The sequence below is a fragment of the Brachybacterium atlanticum genome (assembly GCF_025669985.1).
GTDB classification, from domain to species: Bacteria; Actinomycetota; Actinomycetes; order Actinomycetales; family Dermabacteraceae; genus Brachybacterium; species Brachybacterium conglomeratum.
In genome coordinates, this window is record NZ_JAKJJW010000012.1 from 76,044 (window position 1) to 99,470 (window position 23,427).

Annotated in this window: 25 protein-coding genes and 4 tRNA genes; 11 read left to right on the forward strand and 18 right to left on the reverse strand. The window is 70.0% G+C overall.

Going from position 1 to position 23,427, the window contains the following annotated elements:
- Positions 1–4: 4 nt before the first annotated feature.
- The 4 genes from nrdE to L3K22_RS08050 all read right to left on the reverse strand — a co-directional run bounded on the left by nrdE (position 5) and on the right by L3K22_RS08050 (position 4,937).
- Positions 5–2,137, reverse strand: a complete 2,133-nt coding sequence (nrdE, locus tag L3K22_RS08035; RefSeq protein WP_263310910.1) for a class 1b ribonucleoside-diphosphate reductase subunit alpha — start codon at positions 2,135–2,137, stop codon at positions 5–7.
- 5 nt (positions 2,138–2,142) lie between these two features.
- Positions 2,143–2,541: a class Ib ribonucleoside-diphosphate reductase assembly flavoprotein NrdI gene (nrdI, locus tag L3K22_RS08040; protein WP_010550465.1), complete on the reverse strand. Its 399-nt coding sequence runs from the start codon at positions 2,539–2,541 to the stop codon at positions 2,143–2,145.
- Positions 2,542–2,561: 20 nt separating this feature from the next.
- Positions 2,562–2,819 carry a glutaredoxin-like protein NrdH gene (gene nrdH, locus L3K22_RS08045; protein WP_010550466.1) on the reverse strand — a complete coding sequence of 86 codons (258 nt, stop codon included), beginning with the start codon at positions 2,817–2,819 and terminating at the stop codon, positions 2,562–2,564.
- A 639-nt stretch (positions 2,820–3,458) separates the two neighbouring features.
- Positions 3,459–4,937 carry a Gfo/Idh/MocA family protein gene (locus tag L3K22_RS08050; RefSeq protein ID WP_263310911.1) on the reverse strand — a complete coding sequence of 493 codons (1,479 nt, stop codon included), beginning with the start codon at positions 4,935–4,937 and terminating at the stop codon, positions 3,459–3,461.
- A gap of 209 nt (positions 4,938–5,146) precedes the next feature.
- On the opposite strand from L3K22_RS08050, the gene L3K22_RS08055 reads away from it, so the two are divergent.
- The gene (locus L3K22_RS08055; RefSeq protein ID WP_259883809.1) at positions 5,147–5,818 is read left to right on the forward strand and encodes a lysophospholipid acyltransferase family protein; all 672 of its coding nucleotides are present in this window, start codon (positions 5,147–5,149) and stop codon (positions 5,816–5,818) included.
- A gap of 65 nt (positions 5,819–5,883) precedes the next feature.
- Positions 5,884–6,267: a universal stress protein gene (locus L3K22_RS08060; protein WP_010550469.1), complete on the forward strand. Its 384-nt coding sequence runs from the start codon at positions 5,884–5,886 to the stop codon at positions 6,265–6,267.
- Between the two features lie 96 nt (positions 6,268–6,363).
- On the opposite strand, the gene L3K22_RS08065 is transcribed toward L3K22_RS08060, so the two are convergent.
- Together L3K22_RS08065 and L3K22_RS08070 are read right to left on the reverse strand one after the other, a co-directional pair.
- Entirely contained in the window at positions 6,364–7,875 is a 1,512-nt protein-coding gene (locus tag L3K22_RS08065) for a catalase (RefSeq protein WP_259883360.1), read from the reverse strand.
- Positions 7,876–7,977: 102 nt separating this feature from the next.
- Positions 7,978–8,412 carry a Fur family transcriptional regulator gene (locus tag L3K22_RS08070; protein WP_263310912.1) on the reverse strand — a complete coding sequence of 145 codons (435 nt, stop codon included), beginning with the start codon at positions 8,410–8,412 and terminating at the stop codon, positions 7,978–7,980.
- A 225-nt stretch (positions 8,413–8,637) separates the two neighbouring features.
- On the opposite strand from L3K22_RS08070, the gene L3K22_RS08075 reads away from it, so the two are divergent.
- Together L3K22_RS08075 and L3K22_RS08080 are read left to right on the forward strand one after the other, a co-directional pair.
- Positions 8,638–9,381: a site-specific integrase gene (locus L3K22_RS08075; protein ID WP_263310913.1), complete on the forward strand. Its 744-nt coding sequence runs from the start codon at positions 8,638–8,640 to the stop codon at positions 9,379–9,381.
- Positions 9,354–9,500 carry a hypothetical protein gene (locus tag L3K22_RS08080; RefSeq protein WP_259883358.1) on the forward strand — a complete coding sequence of 49 codons (147 nt, stop codon included), beginning with the start codon at positions 9,354–9,356 and terminating at the stop codon, positions 9,498–9,500. Before L3K22_RS08075 ends, L3K22_RS08080 begins: the two co-directional genes overlap by 28 nt.
- A 2-nt stretch (positions 9,501–9,502) precedes the next feature.
- On the opposite strand, the gene L3K22_RS08085 is transcribed toward L3K22_RS08080, so the two are convergent.
- The 11 genes from L3K22_RS08085 to L3K22_RS08135 all read right to left on the reverse strand — a co-directional run bounded on the left by L3K22_RS08085 (position 9,503) and on the right by L3K22_RS08135 (position 16,933).
- Complete coding sequence (locus tag L3K22_RS08085) at positions 9,503–9,850, reverse strand: hypothetical protein (protein ID WP_263310914.1); 348 nt, start codon at positions 9,848–9,850, stop codon at positions 9,503–9,505.
- Between the two features lie 497 nt (positions 9,851–10,347).
- Positions 10,348–11,025: an Ltp family lipoprotein gene (locus tag L3K22_RS08090; RefSeq protein ID WP_263310915.1), complete on the reverse strand. Its 678-nt coding sequence runs from the start codon at positions 11,023–11,025 to the stop codon at positions 10,348–10,350.
- A 189-nt stretch (positions 11,026–11,214) separates the two neighbouring features.
- A complete protein-coding gene (locus L3K22_RS08095) occupies positions 11,215–11,529 on the reverse strand; it encodes a hypothetical protein (protein WP_259883354.1) in 315 nt (104 codons plus the stop codon).
- Positions 11,530–11,874: 345 nt separating this feature from the next.
- Entirely contained in the window at positions 11,875–12,324 is a 450-nt protein-coding gene (locus L3K22_RS08100; RefSeq protein WP_259883352.1) for a hypothetical protein, read from the reverse strand.
- Positions 12,321–12,596 (reverse strand): hypothetical protein, encoded by a 276-nt coding sequence (locus L3K22_RS08105; protein ID WP_263310916.1) that lies wholly within the window; start codon positions 12,594–12,596, stop codon positions 12,321–12,323. Before L3K22_RS08105 ends, L3K22_RS08100 begins: the two co-directional genes overlap by 4 nt.
- Entirely contained in the window at positions 12,572–12,850 is a 279-nt protein-coding gene (locus tag L3K22_RS08110; RefSeq protein ID WP_259883350.1) for a hypothetical protein, read from the reverse strand. Before L3K22_RS08110 ends, L3K22_RS08105 begins: the two co-directional genes overlap by 25 nt.
- A 46-nt stretch (positions 12,851–12,896) precedes the next feature.
- Positions 12,897–13,121 (reverse strand): hypothetical protein, encoded by a 225-nt coding sequence (locus tag L3K22_RS08115; protein WP_259883349.1) that lies wholly within the window; start codon positions 13,119–13,121, stop codon positions 12,897–12,899.
- Positions 13,122–13,249: 128 nt separating this feature from the next.
- Positions 13,250–13,322: transfer RNA gene (locus L3K22_RS08120), tRNA-Thr, on the reverse strand.
- A gap of 142 nt (positions 13,323–13,464) precedes the next feature.
- Positions 13,465–15,102, reverse strand: coding sequence for an alpha/beta hydrolase (locus L3K22_RS08125; RefSeq protein WP_263310917.1), 1,638 nt, complete (start codon positions 15,100–15,102; stop codon positions 13,465–13,467).
- A gap of 130 nt (positions 15,103–15,232) precedes the next feature.
- Positions 15,233–15,967 carry an ABC transporter permease gene (locus L3K22_RS08130; RefSeq protein ID WP_263310918.1) on the reverse strand — a complete coding sequence of 245 codons (735 nt, stop codon included), beginning with the start codon at positions 15,965–15,967 and terminating at the stop codon, positions 15,233–15,235.
- A gap of 30 nt (positions 15,968–15,997) precedes the next feature.
- Complete coding sequence (locus L3K22_RS08135; protein WP_263310919.1) at positions 15,998–16,933, reverse strand: ABC transporter ATP-binding protein; 936 nt, start codon at positions 16,931–16,933, stop codon at positions 15,998–16,000.
- A 156-nt stretch (positions 16,934–17,089) separates the two neighbouring features.
- Between L3K22_RS08135 and L3K22_RS08140 the strand changes: the two genes are divergently transcribed.
- Together L3K22_RS08140 and L3K22_RS08145 are read left to right on the forward strand one after the other, a co-directional pair.
- A complete protein-coding gene (locus L3K22_RS08140; RefSeq protein WP_263310920.1) occupies positions 17,090–18,223 on the forward strand; it encodes a sensor histidine kinase in 1,134 nt (377 codons plus the stop codon).
- Positions 18,205–18,888 carry a response regulator gene (locus L3K22_RS08145; protein WP_263310921.1) on the forward strand — a complete coding sequence of 228 codons (684 nt, stop codon included), beginning with the start codon at positions 18,205–18,207 and terminating at the stop codon, positions 18,886–18,888. The genes L3K22_RS08140 and L3K22_RS08145 overlap by 19 nt, the downstream gene beginning before the upstream one ends.
- Positions 18,889–19,075: 187 nt before the next feature.
- Here the strand turns inward: L3K22_RS08145 and L3K22_RS08150 are convergent, their stop codons facing one another.
- Complete coding sequence (locus L3K22_RS08150; RefSeq protein WP_263310922.1) at positions 19,076–19,441, reverse strand: metallopeptidase family protein; 366 nt, start codon at positions 19,439–19,441, stop codon at positions 19,076–19,078.
- Positions 19,442–19,585: 144 nt separating this feature from the next.
- Between L3K22_RS08150 and L3K22_RS08155 the strand changes: the two genes are divergently transcribed.
- From L3K22_RS08155 to L3K22_RS08175, 5 genes are all read left to right on the forward strand, one after another.
- Positions 19,586–19,658 (forward strand) — tRNA-Glu (locus tag L3K22_RS08155).
- Between the two features lie 107 nt (positions 19,659–19,765).
- Positions 19,766–19,839, forward strand: a tRNA-Asp gene (locus L3K22_RS08160).
- Positions 19,840–19,914: 75 nt separating this feature from the next.
- Positions 19,915–20,937: an NADPH-dependent curcumin/dihydrocurcumin reductase gene (curA, locus tag L3K22_RS08165; RefSeq protein WP_263310923.1), complete on the forward strand. Its 1,023-nt coding sequence runs from the start codon at positions 19,915–19,917 to the stop codon at positions 20,935–20,937.
- Between the two features lie 194 nt (positions 20,938–21,131).
- Positions 21,132–21,207, forward strand: a tRNA-Phe gene (locus L3K22_RS08170).
- 393 nt (positions 21,208–21,600) lie between these two features.
- A complete protein-coding gene (locus L3K22_RS08175) occupies positions 21,601–23,274 on the forward strand; it encodes a formate--tetrahydrofolate ligase (protein ID WP_263310926.1) in 1,674 nt (557 codons plus the stop codon).
- The last annotated feature ends 153 nt before the right edge of the window (positions 23,275–23,427 follow it).

A 23,427-nucleotide genomic window follows, 5' to 3' on the forward strand; every position in this document is an offset into this window, starting at 1 on the left:
GGCGTCACAGCATGCAGCTGACGCAGCCCTCGACCTCGGTGCCCTCGATCGCCATCTGGCGCAGGCGGATGTAGTACAGGGTCTTGATGCCCTTGCGCCAGGCGTAGATCTGCGCTCGGTTGACGTCGCGCGTGGTGGCGGTGTCCTTGAAGAACAGCGTCAGCGACAGGCCCTGGTCCACGTGCTGCGTGGCCGCGGCGTAGGTGTCGATGATCTTCTCGTAGCCGATCTCGTACGCGTCCTCGTAGTACTCGAGGTTGTCGTTGGTCATGTACGGCGCGGGGTAGTACACCCGGCCGATCTTGCCCTCCTTGCGGATCTCGATCTTGGAGACGATCGGGTGGATCGAGGAGGTGGAGTGGTTGATGTACGAGATCGAGCCCGTGGGCGGCACGGCCTGCAGGTAGGCGTTGTACATCCCGTGCTCGGCGACCTCGGCCTGCAGCTGCTTCCAGTCGTCCTGGGTGGGCAGGTGCACGTTCGAGTTCGCGAACAGCTCGCGGACCTTGTCGGTCGCCGGCTCCCACACCTGCTCGGTGTACTTCTGGAAGTACTCGCCGGTGGCGTACTTCGAGTTCTCGAAGTCGTAGAACTTCTCCTGGCGCTCCTTCGCGAGCTTCATCGACGCGAGGATCGCGTGATAGGTGACCGCGTAGAAGTACATGTTGGTGAAGTCGATGCCCTCCTCCGAGCCGTAGAACACCCGCTCCCGGGCGAGATAGCCGTGGAGGTTCATCTGGCCGAGGCCGATGGCGTGGGACTTCCGGTTGCCCTCGGCGATCGTGGGCACGGACTCGATGTCGGAGGTGTCCGAGACCGCGGTGAGGCCGCGGATCGCGGTCTCGATGGTCTGGGCGAAGTCCGGGGAGTCCATCGCCTTGGCGATGTTCAGCGAGCCGAGGTTGCACGAGATGTCCCGGCCCATCTCGTCGTACGTGAGGTCGACGTTCATGGTGGAGGGCGTGGAGACCTGCAGGATCTCGGAGCACAGGTTCGAGTGGGTCACCTTGCCGGCGATGGGGTTCGCACGGTTCACGGTGTCCTCGAACATGATGTACGGGTAGCCGGACTCGAACTGGATCTCGGCGAGGACCTGGAAGAAGTCGCGGGCCTTGATCTTCTTCTTCGAGATGCGGGGGTTGTCCACCATCTCGTGGTAGACCTCCGAGACGTTCACGTCCGCGAAGGGCTTGCCGTACTCGCGCTCCACGTCGTACGGGGAGAACAGGTACATCGGCTCGTTGTTCTTCGCGAGCTCGAAGGTGATGTCGGGGATCACGACGCCGAGGGACAGGGTCTTGATGCGGATCTTCTCGTCGGCGTTCTCGCGCTTGGTGTCCAGGAAGCGCAGGATGTCGGGGTGGTGGGCGTTGAGGTACACCGCACCGGCGCCCTGACGCGCGCCGAGCTGGTTGGCGTAGGAGAAGGAGTCCTCGAGCAGCTTCATGACGGGGATGACGCCGCTGGACTGGTTCTCGATGTGCTTGATCGGCGCACCGTACTCGCGCAGGTTGCTCAGCAGCAGCGCGACACCGCCGCCGCGCTTGGACAGCTGCAGCGCGGAGTTGATGGAGCGGCCGATGGACTCCATGTTGTCCTCGATGCGCAGCAGGAAGCACGAGACGAGCTCGCCGCGCTGGGCCTTGCCGGCGTTGAGGAAGGTGGGGGTGGCCGGCTGGAAGCGGCCGTCGAGGATCTCGTCGACGAGGTTGCGGGCGAGCTGCTCGTCGCCGCGCGCGAGGGTCAGGGCGACCATCACCACGCGGTCCTCGAAGCGCTCGAGGTACCGCTTGCCGTCGAAGGTCTTCAGCGTGTACGAGGTGTAGTACTTGAACGCGCCGAGGAAGGTGGGGAAGCGGAACTTCTTCGCGAAGGCCTGCTCGGAGAGCGACTCGATGAAGGAGAACTCGTACTGCTCGAGCACCTCCGGCTCGTAGTAGTCGTTCTCGACGAGGTAGTCCATCTTCTCGCGCAGCGAGTGGAAGAACACCGTGTTGGGGTTCACGTGCTGCAGGAAGTACTCCCGCGCGGCCTCGCGGTCCTTCTCGAACTGGATGCTGCCGTCCGGGCCGTACAGGTTCAGCATCGCGTTCAGCGCGTGGTAGTCGAGCTGCCTGTTGTGCTCGACCGGGGGCATCTCGGTCAGTGTCGCCAAAACTCTTCCAATCCGTCGTGGACCCGCGTCACATCGCGCGGAGTGCCGAACAGTTCGAACTTGTACATGTGGGGGACCTGGCACTTGGCGGAGATGATGTCCCCGGCCAAGCAGTAGGCCTCCCCGAAGTTGGTGTTCCCCGCGCTGATCACACCGCGGATGTGCCGTCGGTTGCGTTCATCGTTGAGGAACTTGATGACCTGCTTGGGCACGGCGCCCCGGCCGTTGCCCCCGCCGTAGGTCGGGACCAGCAGGACGAAGTCCTCGTCGACGACGAGGGGATCGTCCTTGGGGTAGAGCGGGATCCGATGGGCCGGCAGGCCGAGCTTCTCGACGAAGCGCTTGGTGTTGCCGGACACCGAGGAGAAGTAGACGAGACGGGTCACGCCGACGCCTCCCCGGCCTCTCAGATCGCGGCGGTGCGGCGCTGCTCGGCGCCGACGCCCGCGAGCGCCTTGATCTTGTCGGGGCGGAAGCCCGACCAGTGGTCCTCGCCCGTGATGACGACGGGCGCCTGGACGTAGCCGAGGGACTTCACCTTCGCGAGCGCGTCGGCGTCCTCGGTGATGTCGACGACGTCGTAGGCGACGCCCGCCTTGTTCAGCGCGCGCTTGGTGGCATCGCACTGCACGCAGAGGGGCTTCGAGTACACGGTGATGTCCAAGGGAAGTGCCTTTCAGGAGCGTCGCGCCAAGGCGCAGGACAGGGGCGAGAAGGAGATGTTCAGGAGGTCGGAGGACCGTGTCGCGAGGCTGTGGACTCCCGCAGGAGCCCTGTGCGCCGCGACAACGTCAACACTACACCTAGTGGTGACTCGGCGCGACGACCACAAGATGTACTGAACTACAGGAGTGTCATCCACAATGCGTTGTTGACAGCATGTGGATGGAGGGGTGCTCGCTGGGGACGGAGCGGCCGCCTCCCGTGCGAGCACCGCTGATACGTGCACAACCCGCTGTGGACGGCGCTCCGGGCGGCCGACGACGGCGGTGGACAGGCGCCGTCCGCACCGCTCCCGGAGCGGTCGGAACAGGCCTCCGAGTGAGGTGTCTCCCGGCGTGTCCCGCGCGCGCACCGGCGTGTCGCGGGCGTGGCATCGGCGTGTCCCCCGCCGTCCCCCGTCCATCCCCCGGCCGTCCCCCGTCGGGGCGCCGGATCCGGGCCGCGGACCACCGGTCCGGGGCCCGGACGCAGGGAGCCGACGTGGAGAGCCCCCGCCCTCCCCGGCAGGGGACGACGGGGGCTCTCTTCGACGGTCTGCGGACCGCCGGGGCCGACGGCGCGGCAGGGCCGACGGGACGTCTCAGCGCCGCGGGTCCTTCGCGGCGGCGGGGTCCGCGGCCGCGGGCGGTGCGTCCTCGGCCGCGCCCGGTGCGCCCTCGGCGCCGCCGGACCAGGCGTCGACGACCTCCTCGGTGCTCGGCGCCACGGGCTGCTCGAGGGTCTCGGGCGCGGACTCCGCCCCGGGCAGCTCGACCTCGACGGTCGCGGAGGGGGCGGACGCCCCGTCGGCGGGCTCCTCGTCCGTGGGTCCCGCGTTCGCGGTCGCCGACTCGGCCGACGGCTCCTCCGGCTGGGCCGACGGCTCCTCAGCCTCTGCCGTCTCCTCTGCCCCGGGCGCCTCCTCGGTCCCGGAGTCCTGCTCCGGCTCTGCCTCGAGGCTGCGGCCGTCGGCCTCCACGATGGTGGCGAGCACTTCGCGCAGCAGCGCCACCTGGCGCAGCGCCTCGGCGGCGCCGGCACGCGGCGCCTCGCCCTTCTCGACGAAGGCGTGGAAGGCCTCCCACATCAGCTCGGCCGAGCCCTTCGGCGCGGTGGTCGCGATCTCCTGGACCACGCCCGACTTCTTCTCCCGCAGCGAGACCGTCGAGCGCGCGTCGCCGTGGGAGGGCGCGGGAAGCTCCAGGCGCATGCGGCGCCGGGCGGAGAGCACCTGCAGAGTCTCGGAGTACTCGGGCGCGAAGGGGAGGTAGTGCCACACCAGGCGCACCTGTGCCCCGCTGCCGAGCTCGCCGAGCAGCTCGATCGATCCGGGGATCACCCCCTTGGGCCAGTGCCGTACCGCCACCAGCTTCTCGATCGGGCCGTAGGCCGCCTCGGTGACCGCCATCTGATGGGCGACGCCGGTGAGCAGACCCTTGACGTACAGGTCCCGGTCGCGCTGGGTGGCGCCGTCGCCGGTGCCCGCCTCGACGGCGGCCTGGAGCGCCTTGCGCCGTGCCGTGCGCTGCTCCGTGGGCAGGTCGTAGGAGGAGGTGGTGACGTGGGCCTGGCCGAACAGAGGCTGGCTCGCGGGCATGAGGACCTCGTGATCCACCATCCGCAGATCCTTGGTCGCGATGTGCTCGGACATCCGGGTCACGGAGTCGTCGTACTGCTGGGGATGGGCCAGCATCACCAGGCGCCGTCCCGCGATCCGCTCGAACTCGGCGACCTTCGCGATCTCCTCCTCGGAATAGCCCAGCGGCGGCTCGACCATCACCGGGATGCCGCGGCGCACGATCGCGAGCAGGTCGTCGACATGGAGGCCGTCGGTCGACAGCAGCACGCCGTCCACGGAGAGGGTCCGGGCGCGCACCGCGGCGACGAGATCCGCGACGGTCTCGTAGCGGCGCTCCTCCTCGATGCCCCACACCTCGGAGGCCTCGCGGCGCCGACGGGGCGAGTGGTCCACCAGCGCGGCCACGCTGAACCGATCCCAGCGCCGGCGCAGCACGGGCAGGTGCACGGCCTGTGCCATGGTTCCGGCGCCGATCACGGCGACGTTCAGGATCTTCGGCATCGACAGGCTCCTCGAGGGGCTCGGCAGTCAGGGGCGGCTGCTCCGTCGGGCCGACGGGCGCCGGGCCGTCTCCGGCATCGCACCAGGACCGGGCGCGATCGCACGCCTGTTCTACCACACGGGCAGGGACGACGATCACAGGGACGCTGCTCCGTCGCACCCGCCCGCGGCGCTATCGTGGGGCGCTGATCGAACCCTGAGGAGGACCAGTGGTCGGACGCTTCTACACCGGTGCGCGGGGATTCGTGCGCCCGATCGTGAGGCTGCTGTGGAACCCGCGGGTCAGCGGTCTGGAGAACGTGCCGCACGAGGGCGGCTTCGTGATCGCCTCGAACCACCTCGCCAACATCGACAGCTTCATGATCCCGGTGGTCCTGCCTCGAGCGATCCGCTTCGTGGCCAAGGAGTCGCTGTGGACGCAGAAGGGCCCGCACGGCGCGGTGCTGCGCTGGTTCTTCGACGCCGTCGGCGCGGTGCCGGTGGACCGCGAGGCGCTCTCCTCCGGCAAGGGCGCGCTGCAGGCCGGGCTCGACGTGCTGCGCAACGGGGAGGGCTTCGCCGTCTACCCCGAGGGGCACCGCTCCAAGGACGGGCTGCTGCACCCGGGCAAGCAGGGCGCGGCCTGGCTCGCGCTCGAGTCGGGCTGCCCCGTGATCCCGGTCGGGGTCAAGGGCACCCAGCACATGTTCTCCTCCCTGATCCCCCGCCGCGGTGAGATGACGATCCGGGTGGGCACCCCGATCACCCTCGAGGAGATCGACCCCTCCGCCTCCAAGGGGGCGCGCCGACGCCACCTGACCGCCCGGATCATGGATGAGATCCAGGCGCTGTCCGGTCAGCGCCGGGCCGACGGTCCCTCGGCACGGTCCCGGGACCAGTAGGATCGCACCAGGCCGCACACCGAGGTCGCGGCCGTCGCCCGAGAGCACCCCAGCCAGGAGAGCAGATGGCCGTCGTCGTCGGATTCATCCCCACCGAGGTGGGATTCAAGGCGCTGGCCGCGGCACGCGAGGAGGCCGAGCAGCGCGGCGGGCCGCTGGTGGTGGTCAACGTGCTGCGCGCGGGCGTCGAGGAGGACCCCCGCCACGCCGACGAGCAGCAGCTCGAGATCGCCCGTGACGAGCTCCGCCGCACCACCGTGCGCGTCGCCTTCCGCCAGGAGACCACGGAGGACGACATCGCCGACGTCCTGCTGCAGGTGGTCGAGGAGGAGAGGGCCGAGCTGCTCGTGCTCGGCGTGCGCCGCCAGAACGACCTCGCCCGCCACCTGCTGGGCCTGACCGTGCAGAAGCTCCTGCTCTCCTCCCCCAGCGACGTGCTCGTCGTCTGATCCCTCCCCCGGACGCCGACGCGGCCCAACCCCCGCAGGGGACGGGCCGCGTCGGCGTCAGGGGTCGCCCCGCGGACGGCCCTGGAGGCCGGACCCTCAGGCGTCCTTGGGGTCGCCGCCCGGCTGGTCATCGCCCTGGTCGGCCATGACTGCCTGCACGATGCGCTCACCGATCGCCTGGTCCACGTTCTTCCAGTACTGGAAGGCCTTGGACAGCACCGGCTCCTCGACGGTGCTCAGCGCACCGGAGACCGTCTCGACCAGCCCCTCACGCTGAGCGTCGTCGAAGACCTCTCGCACGAGGATGCCGGGCTGGACGAAGTCCCCGTCCTCGGCGTGGAGGGTGTAGGCCGCGCGGACCATCTCGCCGTCGGACTCCCAGCCGTTCTCGACCGGACCCTGGGCGTCCTGGTAGCCGCGACCGTAGGAGTTCGGGGCGTAGACCGGCGCATCGCCGGAGTGCAGGAACTCCATGTGCCCCTCCTTGTCGTAGGAGTTGGTGGGCACGACCGGCTGGTTGACCGGCAGCTGGTTGAAGTTGGTCCCGATGCGGTGGCGCTGGGCGTCCGGGTAGGAGAACGAGCGCCCCAGCAGCATCTTGTCCGGGGACAGCCCGATGCCGGGCACGGTGTTCGAGGGGCTGAAGGCGGCCTGCTCGATCTGCGCGAAGTGGTTCCGGGGGTTCTTGTTCAGCGTGATCCGGCCGACCTTGATCAGCGGGTAGTCCTGGTGGGGGACCGTCTTGGTGAGGTCGAAGATGTTGAAGCGGTAGGTCTTCGCGTCCTCGTACGGGATCACCTGGACGGAGACGGTCCAGCTCGGAAAGTCGCCGTTCTCGATCGACTCGAACAGGTCGCGGCGGTGGTAGTCGCCGTCCACGCCCGCGAGACGGTCCGCCTCCTCGTTCGAGAGGAACTCCATGCCCTGATCGGTGTGGAAGTGGTACTTGACCCAGAACTTCTCGCCGGAGGCGTTGATCCACATGTAGGTGTGGGAGCCGTAGCCGTTCATGTGCCGCCACGACTTCGGCAGGCCGCGCTCGCCCATGAGGTAGGTGACCTGATGGGCGCTCTCGGGGGAGTTGGTCCAGAAGTCCCACTGCATGGTGTTGTCGCGCAGGCCGGAGTCCGGGGTGCGCTTCTGGGAGTGGATGAAGTCGGGGAACTTCATCGGGTCGCGCAGGAAGAAGATCGGCGTGTTGTTGCCGACCAGGTCGTAGTTGCCCTGCTGGGTGTAGAACTTCAGCGCGAAGCCGCGCACGTCGCGCCAGGTGTCGGGCGAGCCGAGCTCGCCGGCGACGGTCGAGAAGCGCAGCAGCAGCGGGGTCTTCCGACCCGGCTGGAACAGGTCCGCCTTGGTGTACTGCGAGACGTCCTCGGTCACCTCGAGCTCGCCGAAGGCGCCGGAGCCCTTCGCGTGGGGGCTGCGTTCCGGGACGCGCTCGCGATCGAAGCGGGCGAGCTTCTCGACCAGGGCGACGTCGTGGAGCAGCAGCGGGCCGTCGGCGCCGACGCTCAGCGAGTGCGCATCGGACTCGCGGGGGGCGCCGGACTCGGTGGTCGACGGGATCGTCGAGTCGTGATGGGCCGTGGGATCCAGGTGGGTCATGGAGTTCTCCTCGGGGTGGTTTTTCTGACAGGTCGTGACGAAACGTTCTGACAGTCGTGGGCGGTCAAGGACCCTGATCCGGCCGGAGCCGGGTCAGGGGGTTCAGGGGGTAGCGGCCTCGCGCTCGCGGCAGTCGCTGCAGGTCCCGCGATAGACGACATCGGCCATCTCGATCGAGAAGCCGTGGTCCTCGTGCGGGATCAGGCAGGGCGCGGCGCCGACGGCGCAGGGGACGTCCTCGAGACGTCCGCAGCTGCGGCACACCAGGTGGTGGTGGTTGTCGTGGCGGTGCATCTCGTAGCGCATGGAGCGCCCGCCGACGGAGACGCGTCGCAGCAGCTCGGCGTCGGAGAGGGCGTTGAGCACGTCGTAGACGGCCTGACGTGAGACCGTGCCGAGGTCCTCGCGCACGGCCTGGGCGATCGCCTCCGCATCGGAGTGCGGGTGGGCCTCGACCGCGGCCAGGGCCGCGAGCCGCGGAGCGGTCACGCGCAGGCCGACGCTCCGCAGGGCGGAGGTGTGGTCGGTGGTCGTCATGATCCCCACCCTAGCCCGCTTACTGGACAATCTCAAGAAAACGAGCGGGGCGTCCACGCCGGCTCCTCCCCCGCCGACGAGAACAGGCCCGGCCCCTCGAAGGGGGCCGGACCCGTGATCCGGAGCCGCCTGCCGGAATCGAACCGGCGACCTATTCATTACGAGTGGTAGGCTGCCATGCTTTGAAAAACCTCCCCTCGCGACATCCGGAAGGTCCACGACGCGGTGTCCGCGAAGCGCGCCCAGTCGACCGCAATCCGTGTCCACGCCACCCTCATGGGCGCACTGAAGGCGGCGTCACTCGAGGGGCACACGATCCCTGCCCGGATCTTCCATGTGCCCCCGCCGGCGAAGGGGCAGAGCGACCGAACCGAGGTGTCCGTTGCAGACGCCATCGCACTACTGAAGGCCGCCGAGACGGACCCGCGCCGCTCCCGCTGGGTCGCCGCCCTCATGCAGGGCGTGCGGCAGGGCGAGTGCCTCGGTCTCACGTGGGAGCACATCGACCTCGAGCGCGGGCTCCTCGACATCTCGTGGCAACTTCAGCCCCTCCCCTACGCTCACGGCTGCCTCGACGACGCCGGGAAGGCGACGTGTGGGAAGAAGCGTGCGGGATCCTGCACGGAGCGGTACTTCTCGGTGCCCGTCGGCTTCGAGCACGAGCAGGTGCACCTCCGATGGCATCTCGTCCGCCGGAAGACCGCGAGCGGCCAGCGGACGATCCCCCTGCTGCCGTGGATGGTCGCTGCGCTGACGGAGTGGAGGGACCGCGAGGTCGCCCCGACTCGCGGCTGGTGTGGCCCGCGCTCGATGGGACACCTGTGCAGCCGAAGGACGACGTGCTCTCCTGGGAAGCACTGCAGGAGAAGGCGGGCGTGCGACACCCTGACGGCCGCTAATACCACCTGCACGAGTGCCGCCACGCGACGGCGACGATCCTCATGGCCCTCGGTGTGGGCACTCAGGTGATCATCGCGATCATGGGCCACGCCTCGATCCTGCCGACGCGCGGCTACCAGCGCGCCGACCTCGAGATGATGCGGGCTGCGCTCGCCGGAGTGGCGGAGCGCCTACAGCTCACCGCCTGAGCTCAGCCGCCACTCTCTTCCCAGGTGCCCTCGGGGGGCACTGCGGCACCGCGATCCCAGGTGTACATCGAGAAGTCCTCGACGTAGAGGCTCCGCTCGCGTTCGGGATACTCGGCCCCGTCCACGGCCTTCCAGGAAGCCACAGAGAGCCGCCAGATCCGGTCGCCCCCCTCTGCCGCATCACGAGCAGCAATCGCGATGTCGGTCGCTACGACTCGATGGTGTTCGGCGCTTAAACCGGCGCTGCAGACCTCCACCCGGACCCAAGTCAAGGACGGATCGACGTCGCTGTCCGGTCGATTCTCAGTGACAGCGGTGACCACCGCTCCATCGGGCAACTCGGTCCCCATGATGTCCTCGCCGAGCGCTGTGTCAGCGGGCGTTACTTCGCATCCGGGAATCGCTGGCGAAGGTGCCTCCGCGGACGTCGCCGGGGGTGCGGAACTCTCCGGCACCTCGCTAGGCGACGACGCAGCGCTGGTCCCTTCAGCAGGCTCAGGGGTCGCCTCCGCCGTCTCCTCAGGCTCACTCGCCGCCGTCGTCACTTCGGGGGCAGAGGACGATGCCGTAGAAGTCTCCTCGGGGACTCCACGGCCGAGAGTGCCGTTCGCTGCGGACACGATCACCCAACGATCATCAGGAGCACGACGAGCGCCGCGCAGCCGCCACCGGCGACCACGGCGACGAGACGGAAGCCCTTCAGCCTGTTCGGCGTGGGTGTGGACACGTTGCTCCTTGGTGAGAGTGGGGAGCGCCTGAACGCTCTCACGAGCCGATCGCGCAGAGCCCCCGTCGAGCCAGCGAAGTGCCGACCGGACGGGGGCTCGAGCTACGCGAGCAGAGACGATCAGCCCTCCAGGTTGTCGATGGCGTACTGTGCCTGCTCCTCCGTGAACTGCCCACCGTACTCAGAGGTGAGCTGATCCCGGATAGCCTCCTTCGACATCGACAAGGTGTCGCGGTAGGACTCCGCGGCCTCGAGCGCCTCAGCGTTCCAGTCCGCGTCAACGTTGTCCACCGCGTACTGAGCGGCATCCTCAGGGAACTGGCCGCCGTACTCGGAGGTCAGCTGGTCGTACAGACCCTTCTCCGAGAACGGCATGATGTCGATGTAGTTCTGGGCCTGGTTCAGTGCCGCCTCTCCCTCATCCGGGATGTCGGATGCCGGCTCCTCGGCCTCCTCGGGGGCTTCCTCTGTCGCCTCCTCCGCAGGGGTCGTCTCCTCAGGGGCAGCCTCAGGCTCCGTTGTGGCCTCCTCCGCCGCCTCGGACGTCTCCTCCATGCTCGTTTCGGGAGCGCTTGTCGGATCATCAGCCTCGCCACCCCCGCCCACACCGGCGGCGATGACGATAATCAGGATGATGACGAAGATGAGCCCACATCCGCCGCAACCCAGTGCGATCCACTTGGCCGGCCGCTTCTTCTTCTGCGGGACGGGGGCCGGCGCGCCCCCGTACTGCGGCTGAGGCGGAAGGTTCGCGGAAGAGGGGGTGCCCTGCGGGTCGGGCGCGGGAGGCATAGACATAGTTGGTCCTTGAGGTCAAGCCGAAGGTGGCTACTCGCAGGTTAAGGTCAGCGCTCTCCCAGAGGAGCCGCTGTGGCCAAACCGTGATCGGCAGAGTGTCCTAGTCACGAAGATCTACGATCAAACGCGCGATCAACAGGATCTCGATGGGGCGCAGGATGTCGAGGCGCGCGCGGGCGATGCGCGGCGTCACCCATAGCTCGTCGGCAACTTCATCGAGATCGTCGGACCAGATGATCGCCTGCGTGAGGGCTTCGAGGGTGTCGAGCCGACCGGCAGCGATACGGTTGGTCCGAACCTCCGCCGGGTCTCCCCGCGCGGCTCGCCGCGCTCTAAGTGGACGATCTCGTGGGCGATCGCGTAGCGCTTCTCGACCTGCAGGATCGTGGGATCCATCCACACCGTTGCACCATCGGTCAGCGCACGGAAGTCATCGGCGAGCGGCGTGAAGGAGAGGCTGACGTGCCCCCACTCGTCTCTGAATCGTCGCCACGGATGATGCATGCCGACGATGATGCGGGAGTGGGGTGACATGTGTAGCGCACGGGGCAGAAGAGAGCCCCACCTCATGATCGAGGTGGGGCTCTCTTCGCGTCAGCGGCTCCGTCTGCGTCGACGCCGCTTCTTCTCTGGCTTCTCGGGGTCCTTCGGTCCACGAGCTTCCAGTATGAAGTTGTCAGCCAGTTCGAGGAACCGGGCATCTCGCTCCGTGTAGACCCGAAGCCGAGCGCCCTCTCGCGAATCCATCTTCACGTCGTAGCTTCCGTCGTGGTTGCGGCTGACGTGGTAACTGCTAGAAACGGTGTGCGCAGTCATGCGGACCTCCGTCGGTGGGTGTGAGGCCTCAACCTATCTGATGTTCCTGTGCAACACGCCGATGAGCGAAGAGAGGAGCCTCGCGCCGCCGGCGCGGCCGGCGTCTTCAGCAAGTTCCTGCTCCGGCTCTATCTCGCCCCGCCCGTCCGCCGCTGCGACGATCTCGTCAATCAGGACGTCGACCACTTCGGCGAGCATCTCCTTGTCTTCCTCGGTCGCGAGGGGGTCGTTGAGCTCTGCGGTGAGCAGCTCCATACCCGCGTTCCGACCCACCTCCTTCTCGTCTCGCGAGGCGAAGGTAAGCGCGAACTCGACTCGCCGCCACCACTCGGACTTGGCGTCGGCCGCGCGGCGCTGCTCCAGCGAGCTGCGCGCGATCCATGCGGCGAACAAGCCAACGAGGGCCATGCCGAAGGGAGCGAACGCTCCCACGATGTCAACCCACAGCGGAGCGCCAGCGAAGTCGCCTCCTCCGTCACTCATGCAATGTGATCCGTTCCCGAGTCCTGGGACTCCTCGCCAGCGGCGTCCGTCTCACGCTTCATCGCCTTGCCCTTCGACGGGCCCCGCATCGCCGCAAGCCCGTAGGGGTCGGCCGGCAGCGGGATGCGGGGGGTGTTGACTTCCTCCTGCTCTGGCGAGACATGCGAGGGTGTCGCCGCAGCCTCGGCGAGAATCGTGACGACGCGCGCGATGGGAGTAGCTCGCTCTTCGCTCGGGATCGCCTGGATCAGGAGCCCGATGAGAGCGAGCAACTGAGTGGTGGATTCATCGAACTCGGGCTGCTCGTCGACGGCGACCCCAAGCGCCGCGGCGAGGCGAGGGAGGACCGCGGCCTGACCGCCCGTTCGGCCGGACTCAAGGCCGGCTGGAAGCCGCCCGGTCCCGTGGGGTCGGTCTCCGAACCCTCGAGGTAGGCGTACATCAGGTTGTCACCATCCCAGGTCACGTCGATCCCGATTTCGCCGGTGGCCTTCACCCTCATTTTGGTCCAGTACAACTCAGCCATGAGCGCTCCTAGGTGATCGGTGAGCCCGAATGCTATCGGCTCGGAGCTATGCGGGATCGCTGTTCCCGAGATCTTGTGACTCCTCGCCGATCTCGCTCTCGAGGCGGGCCTCGAGCGCCGACCGGATGCTGAAGTAGTAGCGGTCGCCGTTGGGCGCGTCGACGTGCTCGAGCCGCTCCTCGTCGGGCGTCAGCATTCCCCGCTCGATCGCGGCATCGACTCGCCGGTCGATGTCCCGCTCCACGTCCCTGAGCCACTGCTGCGTGTCCATGCGGCGAGCGTCGCGCACGGCCCCGACAGGCGACACGGCCACACTGCCGACCCAAATGAGCACACGACGATCACAATCGAGCCCCGCAGCGAGTACGGTACGGGGTCGAGTGCTGGCCTGACCTGCGGAGCCGCCTAGGAGAATCGAACTCCTGACCTATTCATTACGAGTGAATCGCTCTACCGACTGAGCTAAGGCGGCGTCGCCGCGCACGCGCGGCGGACCGGTCCACTGTACGTGACCTGGCTGGCCAGGCGCAAAGCGTCCCGGCGCGATCCGTGTCACGCTCGTCGGCACGGCCGGTCCGCGGCGGAGCGCCGAGCCGTCGACCGCCGCGCGCGCTTCAGCAGCGCAGCCCGTCCTCGGGGACGGTGCCCTCGAGGAGATAGGCGTCGACCTGCTCCTCGATGCACCCGCCCGAGCGGCCGTAGGCGGTGTGACCCTCCCCCTCGTAGGTCAGCAGCGTCGCATCGTCGAGCTGGGAGGCGAGCTGCTCCGACCAGGCGTAGGGGGTGGCGGGATCGCCGGTGGTGCCGACGACCAGGATCGGGCCGGCGCCCTCGGCGGTGATCGGCGCGGGCTCGCGCACGGGCTCCTCGGGCCACTGGGCGCAGCCGTCCCCGCCGAGCATCGGGCCGAAGGTCGGGAACTCCTCGGCGAGGCGCTCGGTCTCCTGCTCGACCCGCTGCTCGTCGGCGACCCCGGGGTGGTCCAGGCAGTTCACGGCCGTGATGGCGAAGGCGGCGTTGGTGCGGTAGGTCCCGTCGTAGCGGCGCTCGGAGGAGAGGTCCGCGATGTACAGCAGCTGGGAGCCGTCGCCGTTCATCGCGGCGGCGAGCGCCTCGCGCCCGTACTCCCACTGCGCGTCGTCGTACAGCAGCGTCAGCACCGCGGAGCGGGCGAGGGCCCCGGTCAGCGGCCGCTCGGGGTCGCCGGTGTCCAGCGGGGTCTCGTCCACGCTCTCGAAGAAGCTCAGCAGCTGCTCCTTCGCCTCGGCCTCGTCGCCGCGGAAGGGGCAGGAGTCGCCGGCCTCGAGGCAGCGGGCCAGGAACACCTCGGTCGCGTGCTCGAAGCCCTCGGCCTGGCCGGCGGAGAACTCGTCCATGGACATGTCGGGGTCGATCGCACCGTCCAGGACGAAGCGACCCACCCGCTCGGGGTGCAGCTCGGCGTAGCTCGCGCCGAGATAGGTGCCGTAGGAGTAGCCGAGATAGTCGAGCTCCTCGTCGCCGAGCGCCGCGCGCAGCACGTCCATGTCGCGGGCCGCGGAGTAGCTGTCGAGATAGGGCAGGACGTCGCCGGAGTTCGCCTCGCAGGCCTCGGCCACGCGCGCACCCCACTCCTCGGCGAGCGCGCTCGCATCCTCCGCGGCGGGGTCCCCGGTCGCGGCGAGGTACTCGTCGGTCTCCGCGTCGTCGAGGCACTCGATCCCCTCCGAGCGGTTCACGCCGCGGGGGTCGAAGCCGATGACGTCATAGCTCGCGCGCACCTCGGGGGAGATCAGGATCTCCGCCGACGGCAGGAAGTTCACGCCCGAGCCGCCGGGGCCGCCCGGGTTGGTCACCAGCGAGCCCTTCGACTCGCCGTCGGCGGCGAGGCGGCCGACGGCGATCTCGATGTCCCCGGCCTCGGGGTCATTCCAGACCAGCGGCACCGTGATCGTCCCGCACTCGGCGCCCTCGGCGTCCACGTCCTCGCAGGGGCCCCACTCGATCTGCTGCGAGTAGTAGGCCTCGTAGGCGGGGTCCTCGGCCGGGTCCGTCGGCAGGTCGACCGCCGCGGAGGTCCCGGTCTCCTCCAGCGCCGGGCCCTCGTCGGCGGAGTCCTCGCCCGCGCCGCCGGCGTCGCTCGCCTCGCTGCCGGCCGGGGAGTCCTCCTCGGGAGCGGCTCCCTCCGTGCACCCCGCCAGGAGCATCGTCGCGACGGCCGCCGCGGCGGCGAGGCGGGCGAGGGGGCGTCGAGTGTCGCGGAGGGGCGTCATGCGGGGTCCTTGTCCATGGGGGGAAGCATCCGTGGGGCCCGGCCATCCTAGGACGCTTCCCCGCCGATCTCCCGACGTCGGGGCCCCGTCATCGTCCGCAGGGCGTCCGGCCCCGGCGGAGCGTCCTCCCTCAGCCGATCTCGCGGTGGCGCCACCTCTGCGTCCCGAGCGCGGCGGGGAGGAGGACCAGCAGGACCAGCGGCAGCAGCTCGAACGCGCCGGCCTCCCCGTCCGCCAGGGCGAGCGAGGCGCCGGAGAGGTCCACCGCGGCGATGACGTCCGCCAGGGTCTGCGAGCCGAAGGCCATGGCCAGGTTCGAGGCGGTCCCGATGACGAAGGGGATGCCGATCGCGGCGACCAGGCCCAGCACGGTGGACTGCAGCAGCATGCCCATCGCGAGGGAGAACAGGAAGGTCGCACCGAGGTTCGCGAGCTGCGTGGTCAGCACCCCCTCGATGCTCGAGAGCAGCGCGCCCTCGCCGATCAGCTCCCCGCCGATCCAGGTGCTCGCGGCGGCCAGGCCGATGCTCACCGCCGCCAGCGCGACGAACACCACCAGCGCCGCGATCGCCTTGGAGGCCAGGACGGCGAGGCGTCCGGGGCGCTGCAGGAGGGTGATCTGGATCGAGCCGTCGGACCACTCCCCCGCCGTGATCCACACGGTCAGCGCGGGGATGATCAGGGTCAGCGGCAGCGAGATCACGAAGAAGGTCGTCTCGAGATCGGCGGTGCGGTCGGGGACGAGCGCGGGCTGGATCAGGCCGCCGAGCGCGGCGAAGCCGGCCACGGCGAGCAGGGACAGGGTCAGCAGGATCTTCGCGCCTCGGGTGTCGAGGAAGGCGCGCAGGTCGATGTCGGGTCGCACGGGGGTCTCCTGGCGGTCGGAGGGCGGAGGTCAGAGGGCGGGGGCGGGTGCGTCGGCGGAGGGCTCCTCGTGCCCGGTCAGCGCGAAGAACACCTCCTCCAGGCCGGTGCCGGCGCCCGCTCCGAGGGCGGTGAGCACGAGCTGCTCGCGCAGGGCGAGGCGGCCCATGTCCTCGGGGGCGAGGCTGACGGCGAGCTCGCCGCCGGCGCGCAGCTCGAAGGCGATGCCGTGGGCGTCCAGGGCGCGGCGCAGCGCCGCCTGGTCCAGCGCGGCGACGCGGGTGCCGGTCACGGCGGTGAGCTCCTCGAGAGGGCCCTCGCGCACCAGGCGCCCCTCGGAGATCACCACCAGCCGGTCCACGGTCGCCTCGACCTCGCGCAGCTGGTGGCTGGAGAGGAGCACGGTGCCGCCGGCGTCGGCGAAGGAGCGCAGCAGGCGGCGCATCCAGCGGATCCCCTCGGGGTCCAGGCCGTTGGCGGGCTCATCGAGCACGAGCACCGAGGGGTCGCCCATGAGCGCGACGCCGATCCCGAGCCGCTGGCGCATGCCGTAGGAGTAGCCGCCCACGCGCTTGGTCGCGGCCTGCTCGAGGCCGACGGTCTCGAGCACCTCCTCGGCGCGGTCGCGGGGCATCCCGAGGGTGCGGGCGGTCAGGCGCAGGGTCTCGATCCCGGTGCGGCCGCCGTGGAGGGCGCGCGCATCGAGCATCACGCCGACGGTGCGGGCGGGATGCTCCAGCGCGCGGTAGCGGCGGCCGCCGATCAGGGCCATGCCGTCGTCGGCCTCGGCGAGACCGGTGAGGATCCGCAGGGTGGTGGACTTCCCCGCCCCGTTGGGGCCGAGGAAGCCGGTGACCGTGCCGGGGCTGCAGGAGAAGGAGAGGGCGTCGACGGCGGCGCGCGCGCCGTAGCGCTTGCTCAGCGCACGCACCTCGAGGGTCGGGGAGGTGGCGGTGGTGGAGGTCATGGCTCCACGCTCCTCCCCCGCCGCGGCGCGGCGACAGCGACCACGGGTCCGTGCGCGGGCGACGAACGTCGGCTCCTGGGCGGTCCCCGTCCGACGATGGTCGCCGACCCCGTCCCGTACGGCGGCGCGGCATGTGCGCGCCGCTACAGTGACCGGGTGGACCACCCAGGAGCGCCCGCTCGTCGTCGCTGGCAGGAAGGGCTGATCGTCGTCGCCGTCGCCGCGGAGGCGTCGGCGACGGCGCTGCTCGCCACCTCCGCGATCGACCGCTGGCAGGGCGTCCTCGCGCTGCTGCTGGGCATCGCGCTGCTCGCCCGCCACCGGCACTGGCCGTGGCTGCTGCCCCTGGTGCAGATCGCCAATGCCTTCTCGGGCTCGATCACCGTGCTGATCATCGCCACGTACACCTTCTCCACCCGGTGCCCGAACCGCGCGCTGACGCTGCTGTTCGCGCTGCTGGCGGCGGGCACCGCCACGCTCACCCCGCTGCTGCTGATGGGCGACCAGCCCGAGGCGGCGCTGATGACGATCGTGCTGACCACGCTGGTCGTGGCGGCGTCGACCTCGATCGGCCTCTACACGGCGGTGCGGCGCGCGCTGCTCGCGGAGCTGCGGGAGCGGGCCGAGCAGGCCGAGTCCGGGCGGGCTGCGGCCGAGGAGCAGGCCCGTCGCGCCGAGCGCACCCGGATCGCCCGCGAGATGCACGACATCGTCGCGCACAAGATCTCGCTGGTCGCCCTGCAGGCCGGGGCGCTCGAGGTGAACCCCGACATGGGCCGCGAGCAGGTCCAGCAGTCCGCCTCCCTGATCCGCGGCACCGCGACCACGGCGCTGTCCGAGCTGCGGGAGGTGCTGGGAGTGCTGCGCGGGGACGAGGAACAGGCGCCGCTGGCCCCGCAGCCCACCTGGGAGGACGTGCGGCGCCTGGTGACCACCTCGCAGGAGGCGGGGGTGTCGGTGGACCTGTTCGACTTCATCGACGACCCGGTCCCCGACCCCCTGGCACGCACCGCCTTCCGCGTGGTCCAGGAGGGCCTGACCAACATCCACAAGCACGCCGTGCACACCCGGGCCCGGGTGGCGCTGATCGGCGAGCCCGGCACCGACCTCGTGATCGAGGTCAGTAATGTGCTCCCCAAGGGGTTCACGACGGATCTGCCGGGGGCCAGGATGGGCCTGTCCGGCATCGAGACGCGGGTGACCCATGCGGGCGGGTCCATCACCTCGGGCCCGACCGACGACGGACGATTCGAAGTGAGGGCGGTGATCCCGTGGCCGACGGCGACGTGACGCGCGTGGGACTGATCGACGACGACTCCCTGGTCCGGGCCGGGCTCGCGATGATCCTCGGCGCCGATCCGGGGATCGAGGTGGTGGGTCAGGGGGCCGACGGCTCCGAGGCGGTGCCGCTGGTGCAGAAGCACCGGCCCGACGTGCTGCTGATGGACGTGCGCATGCCCACCCTCGACGGGATCGCGGCGACGAAGGCGGTCACCGCGCTGACCGGCGCGCCGAAGATCATCATGCTGACCACCTTCGACATGGACGAGTACGTCTTCCAGGCGCTCGAGGCCGGCGCCAGCGGGTTCCTGCTCAAGGACACCCCGCCGCAGGACCTCGCCCGGGCCGTGCACGTGGTCGCCGGCGGCGAGGCGATGCTCTCCCCCACCGTGACCCGCCGGATGCTCTCCCACTTCTCCGACGCGAACCCGGGCTCCCGGCAGGAGCGCCACCCGGGCCTCGACCAGCTCACCGAGCGCGAGACCGAGGTGCTCGGCGCCGTCGGGGCGGGGCTGTCCAACGCCCAGATCGGGATGCGGCTGTTCATGAGCGAGGCGACGGTGAAGGCGCACGTCTCGAAGATCTTCGCGAAGCTCGACTGCACCAACCGCGTGCAGATCGCGATCATCGCCCACGAGGCCGGGCTGACGGACCTCGACGCCGACCATCTCTGAGGGGCGGGGCGGGGCCTACCCCCAGCTCGCTCGGCTGATTCCCTACCGGCTCGTCCCTCGCCAGCACGTCGATCAGGCTGCTCCCCACCGCGCTGATTCCCTACCGGCTCGTCCCTCGCCAGCACGTCGATCAGGCTCTCCCCACTGCGCTGATCTCCTACCGGCTCGTCCCTCGCCAGTACGTCGATCAGCCCCAGCCCAGCTCGTGGAGGCGCTCGTCGCTGATGCCGAAGAGATGGCCGAGCTCGTGCAGCACGGTCACCGCGATCTCGCGGACCAGGTGCTCGCGGGAGCGGGCGTGGCGCTGCAGCGGTCCGCGGAAGACGAAGATCCGGTCCGGCTGGCGGAAGCCGTCGAACACGGAGCGCCGATCCAGCGGCACCCCCTCGTACAGGCCCAGCAGCTCGGCACCGCGGGACTGCTCGGGCGTCGGCTCCTCCTCGATGAGGATCGCGACGTTCGCCTCCGCGATCGCGCGGGCGACCTCGTCCGGCAGCGAGTCCAGGGCGTCGTCGACCGCCTCCTCGAACTCCTCACGGCTGATGCGGATCATGCCGCCATCGAACCACGACCGCCTGCGCTGCGGGGGCGGTGCGGCGGCGCAGCGGTGTCGGATAGGACGCACCTCGCCCGAACTCGCGAGCGTCGACGCCGGGGCCGCAGGTATGCTCTGGTCGGGCGGTTCCGACCGCCCAGGGCCCCCATCGTCTAGAGGCCCAGGACACCGGCCTTTCACGCCGGCGACACGGGTTCGAATCCCGTTGGGGGTACTGCTCCGCCGAGGTGCGAGGCGGCTCACAGCGATATCGGTCGTGAGAGCCGAAAACCTCCGGTAGAGTTATCCGAGTCGGAAGGCGAGAAGCCGGAAAACACGAGAGGCCCTGTAGCTCAGTTGGTTAGAGTGCCGCCCTGTCACGGCGGAGGTCGCCGGTTCAAGCCCGGTCAGGGTCGCCCCTCGAGAAGGCCCCGGAGCATCGCTCCGGGGCCTTCTTCGTGCTCGCCAGCGGATCTGCGTACGCTCGAGGCATGAGCACCGACCTGCAGAACCGCCGGATCCGCCTCGCCTCCCGCCCGCACGGCGAGCCGGTCCCCTCCGACTTCCTCCACGACACCGCACCCGTCCCCTCCCCCGGTCCGGGCGAGGCGCTGCTGCGCACCCTGCACATCTCCCTGGATCCGTACGTGCGCGGCCGGATGAACGATGCGAAGTCCTACGCCGCCCCGATGGAGGTCGGCGACGTGATCGTCGGCGGCACCGTCTCGGAGGTCGTCGAGTCCGCCGACGACTCCCTCGCCCCGGGCGACGTGGTCCTCGGCTACGGCGGCTGGCAGGAGTACAGCGTCGAGGAGGTCGCCGGGCTGCGCCGCCTCGACCCCGCGGCCGCGCCGGTCACCACCGCCCTCGGCGTACTCGGGATGCCCGGCTTCACCGCCTATGCGGGTCTCACCGCGATCGGGAAGGTGCAGCCCGGGGAGACCCTCGCCGTCGCCGCGGCGGCCGGTCCCGTCGGCTCCGCGGTCGCGCAGATCGCCCGCCTGCGCGGTGCCCGCACGATCGCGATCGCCGGCGGCGAGCGGAAGATCGCGCTGCTCGAGGAGCTCGGCGTCGACGCGGCGCTCGACCACCGCGCCCCGGACCTGCCGGGCCGGCTCGCCGCGGCGGCGCCGGACGGCATCGACGTGTACTTCGAGAACGTGGGCGGGGCGGTGTGGGACGCAGTGCTGCCGCTGCTGAACGAGTTCGCGCGCGTGCCCGTGTGCGGGCTCGCCGCGAACTACAACGCCACTTCCCTGCCCGAGGGGCCCGACCGCAGCGGCGCCCTGATGGGCCAGGTGCTGGCCAAAAGCCTCACCCTGCGCGGCTTCATCCAGCGCGAGTTCGCGCCGACGATGTTCGAGGACTTCCAGCGCGAGATGGGCGCCTGGGTCACCGCCGGCGAGGTGCGCTATCGCGAGGACGTCACCGTCGGGCTGGACAGGGCGCCGGAGGCCTTCGTCGGGATGCTGCGCGGCGACAACCTCGGCAAGGCGCTGATCACGCTGTCCTGACTCGCACGCCCGACCCGCCCCGGGGTGCCGGGCGGGCCGCGGTGGAGGCGGAGCGGCTTCGGCTGCGGAGCGGCTCGGGCCTGCGCACCTCGGGCCCAGGCCCTCTGCCGTGGTCTGCCTCTCACCGGGGCGGATCCGGTGCGCACCACCGCGCAAGGGCTGTTACGCTTGTCCTCGGTCGTCACAACGACCACGGCTCTGTAGCTCAGTTGGTAGAGCGTTCGACTGAAAATCGAAAGGTCACCGGATCGACGCCGGTCGGAGCCACCACCACGAAGCCCCCTGGTCCGCCAGGGGGCTTCGTCGTTCCCGAGCACGGTGCGATTGGTCAAGTGATGGCGTATGGCGTACCTCTATGCCCATATAGGCATAGCGGTCGCCGTGACGCCGGCGACCGAGCACGATGCTGTCGGCCTGCGCCCGTCCCGCGATCCATCGCGCAGCCGTCCCCGGCCTCCGGACGGCTGGTCGGTCGCACCGCTCGGGGGCGACGCGCGACGAACGGGCCGATAGGGCGGTCGGGACTCCGCGTCGCGGCCCGACGACCGGGCGCCGCCCCTCCGACGAGGCGCGGCATATGCCCAGAATCTGCCCCGTAAGGTGGGCCACGACCCTGCCCGGACGCCGATGCCCGGGTGAGAGACCACGAAGTGGAGGACGATGATGTCAGCCGACAACCCTGATCTCGCCATCGCCCAGGCGGCGACCCTGGAGCCGATCACGGAGATCGCCGAGCGCGCGGGCGTGCCCGCGAAGGCGCTCGTGCCCTACGGCTCCTACAAGGCCAAGGTGGATGTGCGCCAGATGACCCCGAGCGGGAAGCAGGGGCGCCTGGTGCTGGTCTCGGCGATGTCCCCGACCCCGGCCGGCGAGGGCAAGTCCACCACGACCGTGGGCCTGGCCGACGCGTTCTCGCTGATGGGCCACCGCACCATGGTCGCGCTGCGCGAGCCCGCGCTCGGCCCGATCATGGGCATCAAGGGCGGTGCGACCGGCGGCGGCCACGCCCAGGTGGTGCCGATGGAGGACATCAACCTCCACTTCACCGGCGACTTCCACGCGATCCAGATCGCGAACAACACCCTCGCCGCCCTCGTGGACAATCACATCCACCAGGGCAATGCGCTGGGCATCGACCCACGCCGCGTCCAGTGGAAGCGCGTGCTCGATGTCAACGACCGCGCCCTGCGCAGGACCGTGATCGGCCTGGGCGGCGCCACCCAGGGCGTCCCGCGCGAGGACGGCTTCGACATCGTCGTCGCCTCCGAGATCATGGCCGTGCTGTGCCTGGCCACGGACCTGAAGGACCTGCAGGAGCGGATCGACCGGATCGTCGTGGGCTTCACCTACGACCGCAGGCCCGTCACCGTCGAGGACCTCGAGGTGGGCGGCGCGATCACGATGCTGCTGAAGGACGCGCTGCTGCCGAACCTGGTCCAGACCCTCGGCGGCACTCCCGCGCTCGTGCACGGCGGCCCCTTCGCGAATATCGCCCACGGCTGCAACTCGCTGGCCGCGACCCGGCTCGCGCTCTCGCTCGCGGACATCACCGTCACCGAGGCGGGCTTCGGCTCCGACCTCGGGGCGGAGAAGTTCCTGGACATCAAGGCGCGGGTGGGCGACCTCGCCCCCGACGCCGCGGTCGTGGTCGGCACGGTGCACGCGCTGAAGATGCACGGCGGCCTCGCCAGGACCGATCTGGCGACCGAGGACATCGAGGCCGCGCTGCGCGGCACCGAGAACCTCGCCCGTCACGTCGAGAACCTGCGAAAGTTCGGCCTCGAGCCGGTGATCGCGCTGAACCGCTTCCCCACCGACACCGAGGCCGAGCTCGAGGCGGTGCTCGACTGGGCGAAGCAGCAGGGCTTCCGCGCCGCGCTGTCCGAGGTGTGGGCGAAGGGCGGCGAGGGCGGCCGCGCCGTCGCCGAGCAGGTCCTCGCCGCGATCGAGCAGGACGAGCCCGACTTCCACCACCTCTACGATCCCGCCGAGGGGATCGAGGAGTCCCTGCGCACCCTCGCCCGCGAGGTCTACGGCGCGAAGGACGTGGTCCTCGAGGACCGTGCGCTGGCGCAGCTGCGGATGCTGAGGCGCAACGGCTGGGACACCCTGCCGGTCTGCGTGGCGAAGACGCAGTACTCGTTCTCCGACGATCCCTCCGCGCTCGGCGCCCCGACCGGGCACGTGCTGCACGTGCGCGACCTGGTGCCGAAGATCGGGGCGGGCTTCGTCGTCGCGCTCACCGGGGCGATCATGACGATGCCCGGACTGCCCAAGGAGCCGGCCGCCCTGCGCATGGGCGTGACCGAGACCGGGGAGTCCATCGGTCTGTTCTGAGCCGGGCCGGTCCGGGACGCCCTGCGCGTACCGGACCTCCGCTCCCCCGGCACGGCGACGCCCGTGCCCGCTGATCGGGCTCTTCAGAGTTGAGTGTGGGCGCGCCGGTGATACGGGGTAGCTGAGGATAGACGTCGAGGTCCCCGAAGATGA